General features: G+C 62.3%; 13 protein-coding genes. 8 read left to right on the top strand and 5 right to left on the bottom strand.

Translation table 11 applies throughout. The features are described 5' to 3' along the window. Nucleotides 1-43: 43 nt before the first annotated feature. The 3 genes from folD to AB3G31_RS08155 are packed head-to-tail and all read left to right on the top strand — an operon-like array spanning nt 44 to nt 3606. Nucleotides 44-898, top strand: coding sequence for a bifunctional methylenetetrahydrofolate dehydrogenase/methenyltetrahydrofolate cyclohydrolase FolD (gene folD / locus AB3G31_RS08165; RefSeq protein WP_367849693.1), 855 nt, complete (start codon nt 44-46; stop codon nt 896-898). Nucleotides 899-928: 30 nt separating this feature from the next. Further along, nucleotides 929-2965, top strand: a complete 2037-nt coding sequence (locus AB3G31_RS08160) for a M3 family metallopeptidase (protein WP_367849692.1) — start codon at nt 929-931, stop codon at nt 2963-2965. A 14-nt stretch (nt 2966-2979) separates the two neighbouring features. Beyond that, the gene (locus tag AB3G31_RS08155) at nt 2980-3606 is read left to right on the top strand and encodes a glutaredoxin domain-containing protein (protein ID WP_367849691.1); all 627 of its coding nucleotides are present in this window, start codon (nt 2980-2982) and stop codon (nt 3604-3606) included. Between the two features lie 62 nt (nt 3607-3668). Here AB3G31_RS08155 and rpiA read toward each other — a convergent pair whose 3' ends face one another. Beyond that, a complete protein-coding gene (gene rpiA / locus AB3G31_RS08150) occupies nt 3669-4361 on the bottom strand; it encodes a ribose-5-phosphate isomerase RpiA (protein ID WP_367849690.1) in 693 nt (230 codons plus the stop codon). Nucleotides 4362-4410: 49 nt separating this feature from the next. Between rpiA and AB3G31_RS08145 the strand changes: the two genes are divergently transcribed. Beyond that, complete coding sequence (locus tag AB3G31_RS08145) at nt 4411-5463, top strand: quinone-dependent dihydroorotate dehydrogenase (protein ID WP_367849689.1); 1053 nt, start codon at nt 4411-4413, stop codon at nt 5461-5463. Between the two features lie 40 nt (nt 5464-5503). Here AB3G31_RS08145 and AB3G31_RS08140 read toward each other — a convergent pair whose 3' ends face one another. Further along, the gene (locus AB3G31_RS08140) at nt 5504-7927 is read right to left on the bottom strand and encodes a penicillin acylase family protein (RefSeq protein WP_367849688.1); all 2424 of its coding nucleotides are present in this window, start codon (nt 7925-7927) and stop codon (nt 5504-5506) included. Between the two features lie 347 nt (nt 7928-8274). Then, nucleotides 8275-9615, bottom strand: coding sequence for a dicarboxylate/amino acid:cation symporter (locus tag AB3G31_RS08135; RefSeq protein WP_367849687.1), 1341 nt, complete (start codon nt 9613-9615; stop codon nt 8275-8277). Between the two features lie 233 nt (nt 9616-9848). Between AB3G31_RS08135 and AB3G31_RS08130 the strand changes: the two genes are divergently transcribed. Both AB3G31_RS08130 and AB3G31_RS08125 read left to right on the top strand, forming a co-directional pair. Then, nucleotides 9849-10166 carry a BON domain-containing protein gene (locus AB3G31_RS08130; RefSeq protein ID WP_367849686.1) on the top strand — a complete coding sequence of 106 codons (318 nt, stop codon included), beginning with the start codon at nt 9849-9851 and terminating at the stop codon, nt 10164-10166. A 129-nt stretch (nt 10167-10295) separates the two neighbouring features. Beyond that, nucleotides 10296-11159: a TIGR00730 family Rossman fold protein gene (locus AB3G31_RS08125; RefSeq protein ID WP_367849685.1), complete on the top strand. Its 864-nt coding sequence runs from the start codon at nt 10296-10298 to the stop codon at nt 11157-11159. Here AB3G31_RS08125 and AB3G31_RS08120 read toward each other — a convergent pair. Beyond that, nucleotides 11134-12309, bottom strand: coding sequence for an MFS transporter (locus AB3G31_RS08120; RefSeq protein WP_367849684.1), 1176 nt, complete (start codon nt 12307-12309; stop codon nt 11134-11136). The two genes, AB3G31_RS08125 and AB3G31_RS08120, sit on opposite strands and share 26 nt — an antisense overlap. Before the next feature lie 1015 nt (nt 12310-13324). Between AB3G31_RS08120 and AB3G31_RS08115 the strand changes: the two genes are divergently transcribed. Both AB3G31_RS08115 and AB3G31_RS08110 read left to right on the top strand, forming a co-directional pair. Further along, nucleotides 13325-14152, top strand: coding sequence for a hypothetical protein (locus AB3G31_RS08115; protein ID WP_367849683.1), 828 nt, complete (start codon nt 13325-13327; stop codon nt 14150-14152). 273 nt (nt 14153-14425) lie between these two features. Continuing rightward, nucleotides 14426-15172 (top strand): potassium channel family protein, encoded by a 747-nt coding sequence (locus tag AB3G31_RS08110; RefSeq protein ID WP_367849682.1) that lies wholly within the window; start codon nt 14426-14428, stop codon nt 15170-15172. Between the two features lie 43 nt (nt 15173-15215). Here AB3G31_RS08110 and AB3G31_RS08105 read toward each other — a convergent pair whose 3' ends face one another. Next, the gene (locus tag AB3G31_RS08105; protein ID WP_367849681.1) at nt 15216-16529 is read right to left on the bottom strand and encodes a DNA recombination protein RmuC; all 1314 of its coding nucleotides are present in this window, start codon (nt 16527-16529) and stop codon (nt 15216-15218) included. Nucleotides 16530-16531: the final 2 nt, after the last annotated feature.

Raw genomic sequence — 16531 nt, 5'->3', positions numbered from 1 at the left:
TTGATAAGCATCAGCGGGCGTTTTTACTTGATACTTTGAACCCATGACTGCTGAACTGATCGATGGCATCGCCCTCTCCCGCACCCTGCGCCTGGATGTCGCTGCACGCGCCGCCAACCTGAAGGCCCACGGCATCACCCCTGGCCTGGCCGTGATCCTGGTGGGTGAAAACCCGGCCAGCCAGGTCTACGTGCGCAACAAGGTCAAGGCCTGCGCCGACGCGGGGCTGCACTCGGTACTGGAGCAGTACCCGGCCGACCTGTCGGAAGCCGAGCTGCTCAAGCGCATCAAATTCCTCAACTCCGACCCGGCCATCCACGGCATCCTGGTGCAACTGCCGCTGCCCGCGCACATCGACGCCCAAAAAGTCATCGAGGCCATCGCCCCGCTGAAAGACGTGGACGGCTTCCACATCGCCAGCGCCGGTGCCCTGATGACCGGCAACTCGGCCTTCCTGCCCTGCACGCCCTACGGCTGCATGAAGATGCTGGAGAGCATCGGCTACGACCTGCGCGGCAAGCACGCCGTGGTGATTGGCCGCAGCAATATCGTGGGCAAACCCATGGCCTTGCTGCTGCTGCAAAAGAACGCCACCGTCACGGTGTGCCACAGCGCCACCGCCAATCTCAAAGCCATGACCCTGCAGGCCGACGTGATCGTCGCCGCCGTGGGCAAGCGCAACGTGCTCACCGCCGACATGGTCAAGCCCGGTGCCGTGGTGCTCGACGTGGGCATGAACCGCACCCCTGACGGCAAGCTGTGCGGCGACGTAGACTTTGACGGCATCAAAGAGGTGGCCAGCTTCATCACCCCGGTGCCCGGCGGGGTAGGCCCCATGACCATCACCATGCTGCTGGTCAATACGCTGGAAGCGGCGGAACGTTCTGCTGCACCTTGAATCCAACGAGCCCAACGCCATATCTTCACCATGACCAATCCACTGCTCGACTTTTCTGATCTGCCACTGTTTGACCAGATCCAACCGGAACACGTAGGCCCCGCGATGGACACCCTGCTGGCCCAGGCCAATGCCGCGCTGGAAACAGTGACCCAGCCCGACTTCCCGGCGCAGTGGTCGGCCATCTCCAAAGCCCTGGACGTCAGTGCCGAGCAGTTGGGTCGCGCCTGGGGTGCGGTAAGCCACCTCAACAGCGTGGCCGACACCCCGGCCCTGCGCGCCGCCTACAACGAGGCCCTGCCCCGCGTTACCGAATTCTGGACCCGCCTGGGTGCCGACGAGCGCCTGTACGCCAAGTACAAGGCCGTGGACACCGCCAGCCTGAACCCCGAGCAGCTCCAGGCCCACCACAACGCCATGCGCAACTTTGTGCTCAGCGGTGCCGACCTGGTGGGGGCCGCCAAAGAGCGATTCGCCCGCATCCAGGAGCGCCAGGCCGAGATCAGCCAGAAGTTCAGCGAAAACGCGCTGGATGCCACCGATGCCTTTGCCTACTACGCCACGGCGGACGAGCTCGATGGTGTGCCCGCCGATGTGCAGCAAACCGCACTGGCCGCGGCCAAGGCCGAAGGCAAAGAAGGCTACAAGCTCACTTTGAAGATGCCCTGCTACCTGCCGGTAATGCAGTTCGCCACCAGCAGCGCGCTGCGCGAGCGCCTGTACCGTGCCTACGTGACCCGCGCCTCCGACCAGGCCGAGGGCGATGCCACCCGCTTCGACAACTCGGCCATCATTGCCGAGATCCTGGCGCTGCGGCTGGAAGAAGCCCAGCTGCTGGGTTACGCCAACTTTGGCGAGGTATCCGTGGTGCCCAAGATGGCCAAGTCGCCACTCGAAGTAACCCGCTTCCTGCGCGACCTGGCAGTGCGTGCCAAACCCTACGCCCTGAAAGACGTGGCCGACCTGCGCGCCTTTGCGGCCGAGCACCTGGCCCTGGCCGACCCGCAGCCCTGGGACTGGTCCTTCATCGGCGAAAAGCTCAAGGAAGCGCGCTATGCCTTCAGCGAGCAAGAGGTCAAGCAATACTTCACTGCCCCCAAGGTGCTGGGTGGCCTGTTCAAGATCATCGAAACCCTGTTCGAGGTGGCCATCCGCAAGGACAGCGCGCCCGTGTGGCACCCCTCGGTGGAGTTCTACCGCATTGAACGCAACGGGCAACTGGTTGGCCAGTTCTACCTGGACCAGCCCGCCCGCACCGGCAAGCGCGGTGGCGCCTGGATGGACGACGTGCGCGCCCGCTGGCTGCGCCCTGATACTGGCCAACTGCAATCCCCGGTCGCCCACCTGGTGTGCAACTTTGCCGAAGGCGTGGACGGTCAACCACCGCTGCTTACCCACGACGACGTGACCACCCTGTTCCACGAATTCGGCCACGGCCTGCACCACATGCTCACGCAGGTGAACGAGCGTGACGTGTCCGGCATCAGCGGCGTGGAATGGGACGCAGTGGAGCTGCCCAGCCAGTTCATGGAAAACTTCTGCTGGGAGTGGGATGTGCTCAAGCACATGACCGCCCACGTGGTGACCGGTGAGGCCCTGCCCCGCGCCCTGTTCGACAAAATGACCGAGGCCAAGAACTTCCAGAGCGGCCTGCAAACCCTGCGCCAGATCGAGTTCTCGCTGTTCGACATGCTGCTGCACACCGAACACGACCCGGCCCAGGACTTCATGCCCCTGCTGCGCCAGGTGCGCGACGAGGTGGCGGTACTGCAGGCCCCGGCCTTCAGCCGCACCGTGCACACCTTCAGCCACATCTTCGCCGGGGGTTACGCTGCCGGGTACTACAGCTACAAATGGGCCGAGGTACTGAGCGCCGACGCCTACGCCGCGTTCGAAGAAACCGCCGGGGCCGACGGCCTGCCCAGCATCGAGACAGGCCGCAAGTACCGCGAAACGATTCTGGAAGCCGGTGGCAGCCGCCCGGCGATGGAATCGTTCAAGGCCTTCCGGGGCCGCGAACCTACACTGGACGCACTGCTGCGCCACCAAGGCATGGCCGAGGCTTGAAAAAAGGAGACCCGATGCGTACACCCCTGTTCACCACCGCCCTGGCCTGTGCCGCCATCGCCCTGGCCGCTAGCACGCACGCGCAAACGGTGTACCGCATCGTCGGCCCGGACGGCAAGGTGTCGTTCTCCGACCAGCCGCCCCCGACCACCAGCAAGGCCCGGGTGACCACGGCGGCCCCCACTGGCGGCAGTGCGGTGAACGCGTCGCTACCGTTCGAGCTCAAGGAAGTGGTGCAGCGCTACCCGGTCACGCTGTACACCAGCGCCAGTTGCAGCCCCTGCGCCAGCGCGCGCAACCTGCTGACCTCGCGCGGCGTGCCTTTCACCGAGCGCACCGTCAACACCAACGAAGACGGCGAAGCCCTGAAACGCATCAGCGGCGACACCACCCTGCCCTTTGGCACCATCGGCGGCCAGCAGCTCAAGGGGTTTTCGGACGTGGAATGGACCCAGTACCTGGATGCGGCGGCCTACCCCAAGACCTCGGTGCTGCCTGCCAGCTACAAGCCGTCCGCACCGCGCCCCTTGGTCGCCAGCAAAGCGGCCACACCGGCCGTGGCACCCGCCGCACCGGTGGCTGCTCCGGCGCAAGAGCAGCCCATCGACACCAGCAACAACCCGCGTGGCATCCAGTTTTAAGGCTTGCTAGCTATTTAGTAGCTACTCACGCCCATTCCATCGGCGTGGGCGGCCTTTTTTCCTTAAAACTCCAGCGTCTTCACGCCCTGGGCCGTACCGAGCAGGCAGACGCTGGCCTTCTGGTGCGCAAACACCCCCACGCACACCACACCCGGCCACTGGTTGACCTGTGACTCGAAGGCCAGCGGGTCGGTGATCTGCAGGCCGGTCACGTCCAGGATGTGCTGGCCGTTGTCGGTCACCAGGGGCTGGCCATCTTTCATGCGCAGGGTGGCGGTGCCGCCCATGGCAGTGAACTGGCGGGCCACGCGGTTCGTAGCCATGGGAATCACCTCCACGGGCAGCGGAAACTGGCCCAGCGCCTGTACCAGCTTGCTCTCGTCGGCAATGCAGACAAACTGGCGCGACTGGGCAGCCACGATCTTCTCGCGGGTCAGTGCCGCGCCGCCCCCCTTGACCATATGGCCCCGGTGGTCGATCTCGTCCGCGCCGTCGATGTACACCGCCAGCTCGCCCACGTCGTTGGCATCGAACACCGCAATGCCCAGTGCCAGCAGCCGCGCCGTGCTGGCCTCGGAGCTGGACACCGCGCCCTTGACCTGGTCCTTGATGGTGGCCAGTGCGTCGATGAACTTGTTGACGGTGGAGCCGGTGCCCACGCCCACAATTTCGCCGGGCACCACGTAGCGCAGCGCGGCATGGCCGACCAGGGTTTTGAGTTCGTCTTGGGTCAAAGCAGGAATGAGGTTTGTCATCTGGGAAAATCCGGGGTTGTAACTAAAAGCAGAACCCCGGAATTATCCAATGCCCCTGATCCCCTACGCCCTGGCCCGCCCCTTTTTGTTTGGCATGGACCCCGAGGCCGCCCACGACCTGACCTTGAACGCCATTGCCCGCACCCAGGGCACGCCACTGGAATGCCTGTACCGCCAAACCCGGGTTAGCGACCCCGTCACCCTGGCGGGCCTGCAGTTTCCCAACCGCGTGGGCCTGGCGGCGGGGCTGGACAAGAACGCCCGCTGCATCGACGGCCTGGGCGCCATGGGCTTCGGCTTTGTGGAGGTGGGCACGGTCACGCCGCTGGCCCAGCCCGGCAACCCCCAACCCCGCATGTTCCGCCTGCCTGCGGCGCAGGCGCTGATCAACCGGCTGGGTTTCAACAACGGTGGTTTGGCGGCTTTTGTGGCCAATGTGCAGCAGGCACAGTTCCGCCGCAAGGGCGGCCAGCCGATGCTGCTGGGCCTGAACATCGGCAAGAACGCCGCCACCCCGATTGAACGCGCCACCGACGACTACCTGCTGGCGCTGGACGGGGTGTACCCGCACGCGGACTACGTCACCGTCAACATCTCCAGCCCCAACACCAAGAACCTGCGCGCCCTGCAGAGCGACGAGGCGCTGGACGGCCTGCTGGGGGCCGTGGCCGAGCGCCGCGCCGCGCTGGCCGCGCAGCACGGCAAGCGGGTGCCGATTTTTGTGAAGATTGCGCCGGATCTGGACGAAGCCCAGGTTGCGGTGATCGCCGCCACCCTGCTGCGCCACGGCATGGACGGGGTCATTGCCACCAACACCACCCTGGCGCGCGATGCAGTCCAGGGCATGGCCCATGGTGAAGAGGCTGGCGGCCTGAGTGGCGCGCCGGTACGCGAGGGGAGCAACCGGGTGGTGCGCCAACTGCGCAGCGCCCTGGGACCGGCCTACCCCATCATCGGCGTAGGCGGCATCCTGAGCGCCGCCGACGCGGTCGCCAAGATCGAGGCTGGCGCCGACGTGGTGCAGATCTACACCGGGCTGATCTACCAGGGCCCAGCTCTGGTGCACCAGTCAGCCCTGGCCCTCAAGAACCTGGCGAAATAAGCGGCTAGCGCTTATTCCGTATAGCTTTACTGCTACTGTTTCAGGGTAGGGGCGTTTCGTACAGCACGCGTTCGCTGTAGTTGGGATCGGCCTTGATCTGCTTGTCGGTGTAGGGCAGTTTGACCCACTCGCCCGCTGCGTACTTGCGGGTCTGGTCGCTGAAGTGGCTGCTGGTCGGGTCGGACGACTGGCTGTAGGTCAAGATGCCTTCGGCCACCGGCCCGGCGCTGTCCCAGGTCACAAACTGGATGTAGCTGTTGCCGAAGGCACCGGCGTTGGTGGCGGGGTCGGCGGTGTAGATGAACTGGCCGGGTGCCACCTGGGTGCGCACGCCCGCCCAGTTGTTGTAGGTCGAGCGGCCACCCGGCACTGCCAGCACACCCTCGGCGCGCTGCAGCAACTGCACGTCCTGGGTCCGGGCACGGCGCTTGAGGGGGTCATTGAACTGCGAGCTGGCCACCAAGGTCTCCAGCTGCGCCATGGCTGCAGCCTGGTTAGCGGTACCGCGCGGGGTTTCCTGCGGGTCGGCCGGATTGAACGGCACACTCCACCATGATGCGTCGTTCAATTCGCCCAGGGCAGCGTAGAGCTCGTCAAACAGCACCACGCCCTGGCTGGAGGGGGTGTGGGCAGTGCTCCAGGCTTGCAGCACAGCGCAGGCGTCCAGCGCCGCCGGGGTGGCACCCGGGCTGGCCAGGCAACCCGATACAAAACCTGGCAGCCATTTCTCGGCCTTGAAGAAGCGGCTCTTCAAATACAGCTGTTGCAGGTTGGCCAGGGTGAAACGGTAGCCGCCCTGGCCGTCGGTACCCGCCAGGCGGTCGCGCACCATGGCGTGGCCGGTGCGGGTACGGTTGTTTTGCGCGGTCGCCTCGGCATTGGGGCCGGTGGCGATGATCTTGGCGAAGCCGCTCAGGTAGGTGTTCAGGCTGGGCCACCAGTGGCTGTCGTTGGAGTTCATCGCGTAATCTGCGCGCTTGACCCAGGGACGTCCGGCCGCGGGGATGCTGCCCGACCAGTCACAGGCTGCCGTGGTACCCGCCATGACCACCACTCCGGTGCTGGCCATCAAAGGCTGGAACGGCGGGGGCACACAGGCCGCCAGTTGTGCGTCCGGCACATTGGCTGCCACCGAGTAGTTGGCATACAAGGCATCGCCTGCCTGGTCGGCGGCTATGGTGTTGACCCACGGCATGGCGTTATAGGTGGCCAGTGCCAGGCGCAGGCTGTCCACGCTGGTGGACTTGCCGTTCAAGATGACCTGGTCGATGAGCTGGTAGTTGGTGGCATTGGCGTCCTGCAGCGCATAGCCGCTGCCGGTGGTCCAGGCAAAGCTGGTGTCCTTCAGCATGGGGCCGTACTCGGTGGTGTACAGGGTGCGCTTGATTTGCACCTGGTTGCCATCGGCCCCCAGAGCCGACACGGTCAGTGGCACGGCCTTCATGGCAATGGATTTGCCGTCCTTCAGGTAGCGCGTGGGGTTGCTGGGGTCGATGGCCAGGTAGCGCACGGTGAAGCGGTTATCGGTGGAGAAGGTATGCGTCCAGGCGACCTTGTCGTTGAATCCGATCAGGGGCAGCGGCACGCCCAGCAGGGTGGCACCCATCACGTCGTAGTTTTCTTTGGCGACCGTGATGTGCACCTGGTTCAAGCGCAGGGCGCCCCACCACGGAAAGTGCGGGTTGCCCATCAACAGGCCCTTGCCGCTCTGGGTGGCGTTGCGGCCCAGGCCCAGGCCGTTGGAGCCAATGGTGTGGTCGCGCAGGCTCTGGAAGGCCATCAGCACAGGCGACTGGGCATACTCGAACGGCGCAGCCGGCACCTTGGCTTTGGCCATGGTGGTGGTGGTAGCCGCCTTGGCCACGGCGGCGGCGGGTGCCACGGCACTGCCGATGGCACCGATGAAGCCCAGCGAACTGCCGGTCATGGCGGCCTGCGAGAAGCGCAAGAAGGCATCTTCTTCGGTCATGGGCTTGACCCAGGCTTTGCCGCGGCAGGCCACGGGCAGCTTGGCCAGGCCGGTATCGGACAGGTAGCGGTTGTAGCCGGTGGCAAAGCCGTCGGCCAGCTCGCGGGTGGCGCGGCTGGAGCCCGCCTTGAAACGGGCCGCCTGGTCGGAACTCAGCACCAGCTTGTAGAAGAAGTCGGAGTCGACATTGCCAAACACGGTGCCCAACTGGCCCAGGTAGCCACCGGCAGCGCCAAAGTATTTGGCCCGCTCGCCGTGCAGGGTGACCAGTTCTTCGGCAAACAGGCAAAAATTATCCTGGGCAAAGGCATAGCCGTACCCGTAGCCGGCCCCCGTGAAGGTGTCGGCCACGATATGCGGCACGCCATAGGACGTGGTGCGGATCGAGGCCGCATAGTCGGTGGGCAAGCAGCCCGTGAGCAGTACCGCAGCGGCGGCTGTTATCAGCCCAATTCGCGCCGCATAAATGCCGCGCATGGATGTCGTTAGTTGCATGCTCATTCCCTGATTTTGGATTTAAGACCGATAGAACGTACAGATTGTTTCGTATAACGGACTTATTCCATAGTACTTTGCAAGCCCTGTAACGCCGCCTTGGGCCCCCGCAAATGTACCTATTTTTGTGGATGAATTTGCGCACTTTCATGGTGCATTGGTATTAAAAATGGTAAGCACAACAACACACCAAAACAGCGCCAAATCCGACCGCACGAATCCATTGAAAAAAGATCCCGCCAATAAAAAAGCGCCACCGCAGGCAGGCCTGCGGTGGCGCTTTGATTCACTATCTATTTAGTAGCTGCTTGTGCAATAAGAATCGGCACAAAAGGCCATTTTCTTCCTTACTTTACAGCCATGCGCGAGGTGGTTTGGTCCAGAATCACCTCGGGGGTGTTGGCCTCTTCCCAGGTCTCGTTGTTCATGGCGGCATCCAGGCGTTTCATGTCCAGATCGCCGGTCCATTTGGCGACCACCAGGGTCGCCACACCATTGCCCACCAGGTTGGTCAGGGCGCGGGCTTCGGACATGAAGCGGTCGATGCCCAGGATCAGCGCCAAACCGGCCACCGGCACATGGCCTACCGCAGACAGGGTGGCGGCCAGCACGATGAAGCCGCTGCCCGTCACACCGGCCGCGCCCTTGGAGGTCAGTAGCAACACCAGCAGCAAGGTGATTTGCTGGCCGATGGTCATCGGGGTGTCGGTGGCCTGGGCAATGAACACCGCTGCCATGGTCAGGTAGATAGAGGTGCCGTCCAGGTTGAACGAATAGCCGGTCGGGATGACCAGGCCCACCACAGACTTCTTGGCACCGGCGTTTTCCATCTTCTCCATCATGCGGGGCAGCACCGATTCGCTGGACGAGGTGCCCAGCACGATCAGCAGTTCTTCCTTGATGTACTTGACGAACTTGACGATGCTGAAACCATGCAGCCGCGCCACGATGCCCAGGATCACAAACACGAAGATCAGGCAGGTGCCGTAGAAGGTGCCCATCAGCTTGCCCAGCGACACCAGCGAGTCCACACCGTACTTGCCGATGGTGAAGGCCATGGCACCGAAAGCACCGATCGGAGCCACCTTCATGACCATGCCCACGATGTCGAACATCACGTGCGAGAACTTCTCGATGAAGTCAAACACCTGGGTGCCACGGCCACCAAACTTGTGCAGCGCAAAGCCGAACATCACCGCAAACAGCAGCACCTGCAGGATTTCGCCCTTGGCAAACGCATCCACCACGGTGGAGGGGATCACATTGAGCAAAAAGTCGGTGGTGGTCGCCATCTTGCCGGGGCCGGTGTAGGCCGCAATGCCCTTGGTGTCCAGCGTGGAGGCATCGATGTGCATGCCCGAGCCAGGCTGGATCAGGTTGACCATGACCAGGCCGACAATCAGCGCCAGCGTGCTCATGATTTCAAAGTACAGCAGCGCCAGGCCCCCGGTTTTACCCACCTTTTTCATGTCTTCCATACCGGCGATACCCACCACCACGGTACAGAAAATGATCGGGGCGATCAGCATCTTGATCAGCTTGATGAAGCCATCGCCCAGCGGCTTCATCTGCGCGCCCAGTTCGGGTTGGAAATGCCCCAGCGCCACGCCCATGGCCACCGCGAACAGCACCTGCACGTAGAGAGATTTGTAAAACGGCTTTTTGGCCGTCGAAGTAGCAGCTTGCATGGGCATACCTTTCTGGTTGAGTAAATCGCTACCCACATAGGCAGCAGAACACTAGGCAATTTATGCCCAAAAATCCGTTACACCATTGTGGGAACTACGGTTGAAACCTGGTGCACCACAGGCACAGCCCAGAGCCATGCGCAATTTGTAACAAATCCATTGTCCCGGCTGTCGGCCCACACCCGATGGGCGGCGTTTTAGCTGTCTCTCCACAACTTTTCCGAGGCCCCTCCATGCAATTCATCCGTGCTATCGCTTTTGCTGCCATTGCAGGTACCACCATCTTGGCTGCCACCGGTTGTGCCGTGGTGCGCAAGCAGGAAACCGTGGGTGCCTACGTGGACGACGCGGCCATCACCTCCTCGGTCAAGGCCCGTTTTGTGTCCGACAAGACCGTAGACGCCGGAGCCATCAGCGTGCAAACCTTGAAGGGCACGGTCATTCTGTCGGGTTTTGCCAAGTCGGCCGCCGAAAAGGCCCAAGCCGAATCCATCACCCGTAACGTCAAGGGCGTGGCCGCGGTGCGCAACGACCTGGTGGTTCGCCCGTAAAAAGCCGCCTCACCTCCCGGCCAGGCAGCTTGCGGTACACGCCGCAAGCTGCTTTTTTTTGGCCCGCCCGGGCTGCAATTTACCGCTTTGCCACACAAAAGTGCCATGTTTTAGGACCACAATCCGCGTATGGAAAATACCGATGCACTGAACGACCGCAGCGTCGCCCTCGCCTGGGCCGAGCTGCAAGCCCACGCCAACAACGGCCAAAAGCTCGACACCGACGCCTACCGCCTGGCCTTCGCCGACCCCGAATTTCTGCTGCGCCGCGAAACCCGCGGCATCCGCTTCCAGTTGGAGATGCTCAAACCCGACCTGGCCCAGCAAGCCCAGGGCATTGAGAGCACGGTGGTGGTGTTTGGCAGCGCCCGCTTCCCGGCCCCCGAAGATGCCCTGCCCGCACTGGTGGCCGCCCAGGCCAACGGCGATGCCGAGGCCCTGAAGGTCGCCCAGCGCCGCATGCGCAACGCCCACTACTACGACCAGGCCCGCCTGTTCGCCGGGCTGGTAGCCACCCACAGCGCCCAGCTTCCCGCCGCCGACCGCCTCTATATCTGCACCGGCGGCGGCCCCGGCATCATGGAGGCGGCCAACCGTGGCGCCTTTGAGGCAGGCGCCCTGACCGTGGGCCTGAGCATCGCCCTGCCCCACGAGCAAGGTGGCAACCGCTATGTGTCGCCCAGCCTGAACTTCAAGTTCCACTACTTTGCGCTGCGCAAAATGCATTTCATGATGCGCGCCAAAGCCCTGGTGGCCTTCCCCGGCGGCTTTGGCACGCTGGACGAACTGTTCGAAGTGGTGACCCTGGTGCAAACCGGCAAAGCCAAGGCCGTGCCCATCATCCTGTTTGGTGTCGACTACTGGAAAAAGCTGTTCAACCTCGATCTGCTGATCGAAGAGGGCGCCATCTCCCCCAATGATGTGGAGCTGTTCACCTTCGTCGACACCCCCGAGGCTGCCTGGGCCGCTATCCAGGCGTTTTATAAGATTTAAGCCCCCAGGCGGTGCGCGAGCCACCGCCCACCACCGCCCCCACCACCCAGAACAGCCCGGCCACGCCCACATAGGCGGTGGCCACGCCAAACAGCAGCGGCATCACCACGCTCGACGCGTTGATGCTCATCAGCCGCAGGCCCAGGGCTTCGCCGTGGCGGTGCTCGGGGGTGATCTGGTGCAAGGTGCTCATGATCATGGGCTGCACCGACCCCAGCGCCAGGCCCAGAAACACCGAACACACGCCCATGGCCGCCGCGCTGGGCAGCAGCGGGTAAAGCGCAAACAGCGCCGCCGTCATCCACATGGCACCCACCATCACCGCCCACTCGCGCAGCCGCGCCGCCACCAGGGGCATGGCCATGCGCACCACCGCCGCCGCGATGGCAAAGCCGCCCAGGATGGTGCCGATGGTGGACGCGCTCAGGCCGCGCTCGTGGCCCAGGATGGGCACCACAAAGGTGTGCACGTCCCAGCAGGACGACAAAAACCAGTTCACCAGCAGCAGGCGGCGCAGCATCGGGTCTTGCAATAGGTCGAGTACGCGCGGCTTGGCGGCCCCGGTGGGCGCGTGGATGGCGGGCAGCTCCTGCACGCCCTGCACCAGCGCCCAGGTGGCCAGGGGCAACAGCGCCATCAGCGCAAACGCCGCCTGGAAACCCGTGAGGTCGGCGGGCACCCGGCCCGCGTGGTCAATCAGCAGCCCGGCCGCAAACGGGCCGATGAAATTCGACAGCGCAGGCCCCAGCGCCAGCCAGCTGAACACGGTTTTCAGCTGCGTCGCACCTTCGGCTGCGCGGCCCACGTGGCGCTGCAGCGCAATCACCGCAATGCCGGTGGCCCCGCCGGTCAGCAGCGCGCTGAGGCACAGCACCGGGTAAACAGGCCACACCGCCGCCAGGCCGGCCCCCAGCACTGCCATCACCACGCTGCCGGTGACTGGCTTGCGCAGACCGTGGCGGTCGGCATAGCGCCCGGCGGGCAGGGCCAGAAACACCTGGGTCAGCGCAAACAAGGCCAGCAAAAAACCCACCGCCAGCCCGCTGAAGCCTTCACGCAAGGCCAGCAACGGCGCCGCCAGGCGGATGCCGGTCATGCAGGCGTGCAGGCAGATCTGGGCGGCGATGAGGCGGGCCAATGCGGGGGTCATAGAGGTGTTGCGAGAGGGAAAGAAGCGCCAGGGAAAGCCCGCGTTCGTAGCCATGGTGCGGGCAAATGCTCCCGAGCTTACCCGCTCTGCGAACCCAAGCGCTGTGGGTGGATAGGGGCCGCCTGGTTAGGTCGCTATTTCTAGGATTTAAGCCCATTTTCAGATGCCAAAATGGCCTCTAGCGCTGATGGAATGGGCGCAACGTGCTCCTGTTTTTTACTATCAATTGGGAAGCAAACTCCATCAATTGCACGGGCAGTAGCCAATAGGGGTCGGATCCCAATTGCGCGGGGGTTGCTTGCGGCTGGAGCACGGCGTGGCCCGCATTTGGGCTCCGACCCCTATTGGCGGGTTGATGCCGACGTTTTCTGGGTGCCTGCCAGCATCCCCGGCCGGGTGATGCGCCCGGCGGCGCAGTAACTTTTCTTTTGCGCAAAAGAAAAGTCACCAAAAGAAAGGCGCCCCCACTGCCAGCGCCCCGCCGCTATCGCGTCGGGGAACCTGCGGTGCGCGCTTTGTGCGGGGTCTGGCTAAACTCGCTGGCGCTCAAACAGACGCCAGCCCTGATCCGCCCAAAGCTGTGCTCCTCGGCGCATTGCAGAGGGGGACCCCGGGGCGCGGGATCGGCCCGGCTACGCCAGGCATCGCGCCTAGGGCGCGAGTACCCCCACCCCGAGCTGTATTCACCACAAACCTACATCAAAATTTTTAAGAGAAAACCGGCTCCGACGCTTATTCCGCCAGCACAAAAAGCTACGAAAAAAAGAACATTTCACGCCCCTTCTTTTGAAGGACAAATACCCGATCAAAGGGTGCCGCAAGACTTCGGCGGGCTATAGTGGACGACACATCGAAGATGCTGGGTTTATCGAAATTTTTATACCTGTATAAAAACTGACTCAACTCATGAAAACCCAGTTTGCAAACCAATCCCAGGAGATTTCGATGGATGATTTAAACCTCAGTCGCCGATTTAAACCTCAGGTTTTACGGCACACATCTCGTTAGATTTCATATGCAAGCTGCCGAAGTCCTCGAAGCGTTACAGAAATACAAAGTTGAACTTGCGACCATTCTTGGTCGCTTTACGCGAACTCGAGAGCGCATATCAATCGACAGCCAAGACAACTATCGACTTCGAACCATCACAACTGAACTCGTCGACTTACTACGTGATCACGTTCCTGGGTCGGCACAGCACATTCGCTTGGTTACAAACTCGTACAACGACGGAATTAGCAATTTCTACAACTCGTCCTCATACGCAAGTGTGGAAGAGATTCGAGGTGTCGTTTGCGCAGTGATCACACGAATTGAGCGAAACCCAACGCTCTTCACGGTAGCAACGGGCTCGATTGAATCAGGCACTGATCAACGCAGGCTTCTCGATGCGCTCGATGAATTGGTTCTTCGCTTTCATGCCGTAGCTGTACAGCTACGTAGTCGTCATGCCGAGCGGCCTACTCTTGACGTAAATGACGAATATGACGTTCAAGACTTGATGCATGCTCTTCTGCGGCTTCACTTCAATGATGTAAGACCTGAAGAGTGGGTACCAAGCTACGCTGGAAGTGCATCACGCACAGACTTTCTACTCCCCGAAATTGACACCGTCATCGAAATCAAGAAAACGCGGTCAGGGCTTAACGCGAAGAGTGTTGGCGAGCAACTCATCATCGATATCGCAAAGTACAAGAAGCATCCGCAATGCCGTCGCCTGGTGTGCTTCGTCTATGACCCGGAGGGCAGAGTCGCCAATCCGGCAGGCATCGAATCCGACCTCAATACTGGAGACCACGGCATTGAAGTGCGCGTCTCCATCCTGCCGAAAGCCAGCGCGTGAAATCCAACCCTTCAATCGAGACGACGTGCCCCGGCAAGCCAGGTCACGCCGCTCATCTCAAACGTTACATACCCAATGCCACCAGTCCGTCACCTTCTATGCAACCGTAAAGCCGCTACTGCCGTCGTTTGGATGCTGTCGGTCCTGATGTTTTCCCTTATGTACTGGGGGGCGTGGGTAACTCGACCTGACAGCTTTATCTTGAACAGGGAATTTAATCTAACGCCCTACGACCAACTCCTGGCCAAATTATGGTCACCAAGCCCTGGCGCTATGTGGGACTCCACCGCAGCTTCGTCTGCAACATCAGCCATTGAACTAGACGAGTTCTCCAAGAGTGTCGACGAGATTGATCGTGAGGCATCTGCGGCCCAGAACCAGTTACGCGCACTGGAACGAGAACAAAAAACGATTGAGCTAGCGGCGAAGGCAGTGTATGAAGAGCACTCCGCCAAGCTTTGGTCAAACGTCGAACAATACAAGCAAAAGGCAGTTGCTGTTGAGTCCGCAGCAGTTGAACGTGCGACAACCGTGGCCGATGCGCTAGCAAGCGCCGCACAAAAATCACCTTCACCAGCCGCGGCAATCGCGGCTGCCAACGCAAAAGTTGACGTGGCAAAGGCTCAATATGTATTGGCTGTCCGTCAAGCTGACACCGGCGACTATGTGCTTCACCATCTACGGGAATTGGCCGATCCGAACACAACAGCAAAGTTCGATGCAACTGAGACAAAGCTAGCCACTCTACGCAAGGAACAGATCTCCCTCATGGGAAGATTGGCAGACCTTCGCGGAAAGGCTTTCAATCGCCTTGAGGATTGGTATTCAAAGCGTACAGCCAGACTTCAGTGGATCGACTTCTTGTACTTTAGTGTTGGAGTCTCCACTACGACAACCTTCGGCGACATCGTTCCCAACAGTCGAATGGTTCGAGTGTTCGTTTTAACTCAGTTGATCTTCAGTGTCTTGTTGGTAGGTTACCTTGTCAGTTTGCTGGGCAGTCCGCGGAGTGCGCCCTAACCCTTTCATCGAGCGGACCGCGACCGGCTGCTCATCTCAACCGTTACACATTCCCCTCCTCCAAATCTCCCCCCACAGGCAACAGCGCCTGCGCCTCCGCATCCGGCAACGCCTCCACCACCTTCAGCGCCCGCCGCATCTGCCGGGTGCGGGTATCGGCCTTATCCAGCGTATCCGAGGCCTTCTGCACTTGCTCGCGGATGCGGGCGACCCATTCGCCGTAGCGTTCGAACTCGGTTTTCACCGCGCCCAGCACCTTCCACACTTCACTGGCCTGCTGCTCCAGCGCCAGGGTGCGGAAACCCATGTGCAGGCTGTTGAGCATGGCCAGCAAGGTGGTGGGGCCTGCCAGGGTGACGCGGTAGTCGCGCTGCAGGCTGTCCATCAGGCCGGGGCGGCGCAGCACCTCGGCGTAAAGGCTCTCGATGGGCAAAAACAGGATGGCGAAATCGGTGGTGTGGGGCGGGGCCAGGTAGCTCTCGGCGATGGACTTGGCCTCGGCGCGGATGCGGGCTTCCAGGGCTTTGGCGGATGCCTCGGCGGCGACGACGTCGGCCCGCTCGTGGGCATCGAGCAGGCGCTCGTAGTCGTCGCGGGGGAACTTGGCGTCGATGGGCAGCCAGACGGGCGCGCCGTCGGCACTGCGGCCGGGGAAACGCACCGCGAAGTCCACGCGCTGGTTGCTGCGCGGCTTGGTCTCGATCTGCTTGCCGTACTGCTCAGGCGTCAGCACCTGTTCCAGCAAATTCTCTAGCTGCACTTCGCCAAACATGCCGCGGGTTTTGACGTTGGTCAGCACGCGCTGCAGGTCGCCCACGCCCTGCGCCAGCGACTGCATTTCGCCCAGGCCTTTGTGCACCTGCTCCAGCCGGTCGGCCACCTGCTTGAAGCTTTCGCCCAGGCGGGTTTCCAGCGTGGTCTGCAGCTTTTCATCCACGGTCTGGCGCATTTCATCCAGCTTGGCGGCGTTGCTTTGCTGCAGCTGCTGCAGCTGGGCCTCCAGCGTGGCGCGCACCTCGCCCATGCGCCTTGCGTTGGACTCGCCCAGGGCCAGGAGTTGGGTGCTCAGGGTGTCGCTGACCGAGCGTTGCAGCAAGGCAAGCTGCTGGGCCAGCGCGTCGATCTGGGTGTTTTGGGTGCGCGTGGCCTCGGCACTTTGCTGCACCAGGGTGCGCTGGAAGTTGGCGAAGCTGGTGCCCAGCTCTTGGCGGTCGGCCCGCGACGATTCACGCAACCCCCGCTCCAGCCGGTCCAGGGCAGCGTTATCCGCCTCGGGCGGCTTGCGCAGCAGCAGGGCCAGCAAGAGCGCAAAGTTCAGTACGGCCAGCGCCAGCAGCCCCCATTCAATCAAACTCATTA

Origin of the sequence: Rhodoferax sp. WC2427 (genome assembly GCF_040822085.1) — a bacterium.
Classification (GTDB): Bacteria; Pseudomonadota; Gammaproteobacteria; order Burkholderiales; family Burkholderiaceae_C; genus Rhodoferax_B.
The sequence above is the reverse complement of the archived record's forward strand: the minus strand, read 5'-3'. Positions and strand labels throughout refer to the sequence as shown.

Excerpts from the sequence above, each read along its gene's own strand:
- AB3G31_RS08120 (WP_367849684.1), bottom strand. The coding sequence starts at position 12,309 with ATGACCCCCGCATTGGCCCGCCTCATCGCCGCCCAGATCTGCCTGCAC.
- AB3G31_RS08105 (WP_367849681.1), bottom strand. The coding sequence starts at position 16,529 with ATGAGTTTGATTGAATGGGGGCTGCTGGCGCTGGCCGTACTGAACTTT.
- AB3G31_RS08125 (WP_367849685.1), top strand. The coding sequence starts at position 10,296 with ATGGAAAATACCGATGCACTGAACGACCGCAGCGTCGCCCTCGCCTGG.
- folD (WP_367849693.1), top strand. The coding sequence starts at position 44 with ATGACTGCTGAACTGATCGATGGCATCGCCCTCTCCCGCACCCTGCGC.
- AB3G31_RS08115 (WP_367849683.1), top strand. The coding sequence starts at position 13,325 with ATGCAAGCTGCCGAAGTCCTCGAAGCGTTACAGAAATACAAAGTTGAA.
- AB3G31_RS08110 (WP_367849682.1), top strand. The coding sequence starts at position 14,426 with ATGTGGGACTCCACCGCAGCTTCGTCTGCAACATCAGCCATTGAACTA.
- AB3G31_RS08130 (WP_367849686.1), top strand. The coding sequence starts at position 9,849 with ATGCAATTCATCCGTGCTATCGCTTTTGCTGCCATTGCAGGTACCACC.
- AB3G31_RS08145 (WP_367849689.1), top strand. The coding sequence starts at position 4,411 with ATGCCCCTGATCCCCTACGCCCTGGCCCGCCCCTTTTTGTTTGGCATG.
- AB3G31_RS08160 (WP_367849692.1), top strand. The coding sequence starts at position 929 with ATGACCAATCCACTGCTCGACTTTTCTGATCTGCCACTGTTTGACCAG.
- AB3G31_RS08135 (WP_367849687.1), bottom strand. The coding sequence starts at position 9,615 with ATGCAAGCTGCTACTTCGACGGCCAAAAAGCCGTTTTACAAATCTCTC.
- AB3G31_RS08140 (WP_367849688.1), bottom strand. The coding sequence starts at position 7,927 with ATGCAACTAACGACATCCATGCGCGGCATTTATGCGGCGCGAATTGGG.
- rpiA (WP_367849690.1), bottom strand. The coding sequence starts at position 4,361 with ATGACAAACCTCATTCCTGCTTTGACCCAAGACGAACTCAAAACCCTG.
- AB3G31_RS08155 (WP_367849691.1), top strand. The coding sequence starts at position 2,980 with ATGCGTACACCCCTGTTCACCACCGCCCTGGCCTGTGCCGCCATCGCC.